The following is a 2,956-nucleotide window of genomic DNA, read 5'->3' as shown; positions in this document are numbered from 1 at the left end:
TTATGTGGGTGATCGATGTCAAGTGCCCGTGTCGTCGAGTCGCTGGATAAGTCCGTCGAAGACCTTCTGCCGCCCGATCTGGCCCTTGTCTGCGGCGTCGTCTCGCTGACGGGTGAGGGTGGGGAGAAACTCGATGGTGGTGACGAAGAACGTGCATGACTCGCAGATCGACTCGAAGTGGCAGTCGAGTTCGACTGGGCGTGCGCAGTAGCCGTTACCGAGCATCCGCCGGTGGGCTTCGGCGCGGAGTTTGCGCATCGCGGCGGGCTCGTCCTCGGCAGGCAGGACGGCGGGTTCGTGTTTACTGTAGAGGGCTTCGACTTTCTCTGTGACGGAGAAGTATTGGTCGGCAACGGTCCGGTCCGCGATTCGGGCATAGACCATCGTCATCTCCATTGTCTTGTGCCCGAGCAATGCGGCGATCGCCTCGAGGCTCATACCCCGGTTGATGGCCTGCGTCGCGAGTGTGTGCCGCAGCTGATGAGGGTGGACGTGGCCGATTCCCGCTGCGGCAGCAGCGGATTGGACTGCCTTGTCGATTCGGGTGCCCGGGATCGGACGACCGCGGTCGGTGAAGAGCAGCGGACTGTCCTGCCAGTCCGGTCGGTGCTCGAGCCAGGTGTCGATCATTGTTTTGAGTTGGGGATGCAAGGGGACGTACCGGTCGTTGTGGAGCTTGCCGACGGGGATGCGGAGCCAGTAGGCGGAACCGATCTGGACGACCGAATCGATTGTCAGGTCGAGGAGTTCGCCTTTGCGCATGCCGGTACGTGAGAGCATTTCGATGGCGAGGCGACCGAACTCGTCGGGCAGGTTGCGGGCTGCGGTCAAGAACTTGGCGGCGGCGCCGTCGTCGAGGAATCGCGGTAGCGGCTTGTCCTTGATCGGCCGGTCCGAGGAGTAGACCGGCGCTCGGGCAGGGATATCAGGATAGTCCCATTCGATGATGCGTTGATAGAACGCGCTCAGGTGCCCCATGCGCATGCCGATGGTGGTCTTGGACAGGTTCGTGTTCTTGCGATACCCCGGCCGTGCCGCCAACCAGGTCTTGTAGGCCTCGATGTGGGTGCGGTCGATGTCGGCGACGCAGACTACGTCGCTGGTGGTGGCCAGATGGCCGGCGAACTGGCGCAGTGTGGTCTCGATGCAGTCCACCGACGAGACCCGCAGGCTGATGCCGATCTGGTCGAGGTAACGGCGCATCGTAGCGACCATGACGGGCGCGCACTCCTCGGCGCGGTCCCAACCGATCTCGGGCACCGATCGTGCTGCCCAGCGTTTGCGCGGATGTGGCCGGGGTCCTTGGCCGCGATGGAACATGAGCGCATCGAGCCCAAAGAGTGGCGCGTTCAACGATTTCGGTGCACGCCCGACCTTGGCGACTACGGCGGAATGAAACTGGGCCCGGGCCGCGACATACTCCGCCGAGGTGAGCGCCTCGGTCGTGGCGCCGGCGATGACACAGATCTGCGCGAGTTTGGACCACATCTTCCCTGCCTCGCGCTCGCAGAATCCCAAACTTGTTGCCTGCGTGCGGAATGTGGAAGCAGCTACGGGTTCACGTTCGGCCAGATGGGCGCCCCATTTCGATGATGATTGCACAACATAGATCGCATCGACGGCCACCGACTCGAAGACGGCCGCGAAGGCAACGAACGCGCGCACGATGTCGGGAGCTGCCATGCGCGCCGACACCGGTAGCGCGTTCCATGCGCCGAGATCACCGAACCTGTCCTCGAACCGCAGGACAGCCCGGAGTCGGGTTCGGTGGGCATGTGCATTGGTGACCGCGTGAACGTATGTGCGGGCCGCGGTTGACTCAGGTTTTCTCAAAGAGTCTGTCGGAACGCTCATTTCGCATCTCCAGGGATGTCACCGGCGATGCCGTCGAGAATGTCCATCGCCTTGGAATACTCGCCGATCAGCCAGTCGTTGGCCAGATGCAGATAGATGCGTGTGGACTCGATGGATGCGTGCCCGGCTTGAGCTTGAATCGCCTCCAACGCCATCCCCGATTCGCGGAGTCGGGTGAAGCAGGTGTGTCGAAGTTCGTGACATGTCGCATGAGGTAACCCGCCTCGAACTCGGGCGCCGGAGAGAATTTCATCGAGACCGGCCGCGGAAAGCGGGTTGCCGCGTCTGGGACGTTTGAGGACCACGAAGACATGATCGGTGGCACTGTCGATCGGGCGTTCGGCGTCGAGATAGCGGCCGAGGCTTTCGAAGAAGGTCGGTGCGACCGGGACGATGCGTTGGTGGCCGCCTTTGCCGGCGGCGACGAACACTCGTCGCTCACCGGGTCGGACATCGGGCATCCGTAAGCCCAGCACCTCGCATCGGCGTAGTCCGCCGAACAGCATCAACAGGACCATCGCCCGGTCTCGTTCGCAGCGTAGCGCGGCCAATAGTGCGTTGACCTCGTCGGGGCTCAGTACCCGTGGGAGGCGCCGCGGCGCTCTGATCAGTGGGGTCCCGCGAACGTGAGAGCGTCCTGACCGGGTCGAGAGGCCTCGCGGCACGGGATTCTTCTCGACCAGCCCACGCTCATGGAGGTAGGAGAACAGGCCGGAGATCGACGCCAGTCGACGTTTGATGGTCGAGGTGGCCAGTCCCGATTCGCCGTCGCTGAGGCGGACCACATTCTCTTTGCGTGGAAGTCGTTGCGCTTGAATGAAAGCCAGTACATCGCTGGTGCTCACCTGCGTCGGTTCCTTGCCGATGATGGTGAAGAAGACTTTCAGGTCGAACGTCTGTGCCAGGAGGGTGTTGGTTCGTGCTCTCGCAGCGACGAAGCGTAGGTATTCATCGAGAAGTGGTTCGCCGAGTCGTGGAATTTCGCCAGGCGGCCGGACCAGCGCTGGGACGAAAGCATTCATTGTGGGGCCTCCTCGATCGAGCCGACAACCGACATGATCAGCCTGACACTGGATGCGTCAGATCACCCACATATCATGAT

2 protein-coding genes are annotated in these 2,956 nt (G+C 62.5%); both read right to left on the bottom strand.

Features of this window, described 5'->3' with window-relative positions; all coding sequences use genetic code 11:
* Positions 1-18: 18 nt before the first annotated feature.
* Complete coding sequence (locus ABH939_RS33075) at positions 19-1,854, bottom strand: tyrosine-type recombinase/integrase (RefSeq protein ID WP_006359314.1); 1,836 nt, start codon at positions 1,852-1,854, stop codon at positions 19-21.
* Positions 1,851-2,876: a tyrosine-type recombinase/integrase gene (locus ABH939_RS33070; RefSeq protein ID WP_003943780.1), complete on the bottom strand. Its 1,026-nt coding sequence runs from the start codon at positions 2,874-2,876 to the stop codon at positions 1,851-1,853. Before ABH939_RS33070 ends, ABH939_RS33075 begins: the two co-directional genes overlap by 4 nt.
* Between the last annotated feature and the right edge of the window lie 80 nt (positions 2,877-2,956).

This window comes from Rhodococcus sp. 27YEA6, from assembly GCF_044908235.1.
GTDB classification, from domain to species: Bacteria; Actinomycetota; Actinomycetes; order Mycobacteriales; family Mycobacteriaceae; genus Rhodococcus_F; species Rhodococcus_F qingshengii.
The sequence above is the reverse complement of the archived record's forward strand: the minus strand, read 5'-3'. Positions and strand labels throughout refer to the sequence as shown.

Coding starts and splice junctions, on each gene's coding strand:
- ABH939_RS33075 (WP_006359314.1), bottom strand. CDS start 1,854: ATGAGCGTTCCGACAGACTCTTTGAGAAAACCTGAGTCAACCGCGGCC.
- ABH939_RS33070 (WP_003943780.1), bottom strand. CDS start 2,876: ATGAATGCTTTCGTCCCAGCGCTGGTCCGGCCGCCTGGCGAAATTCCA.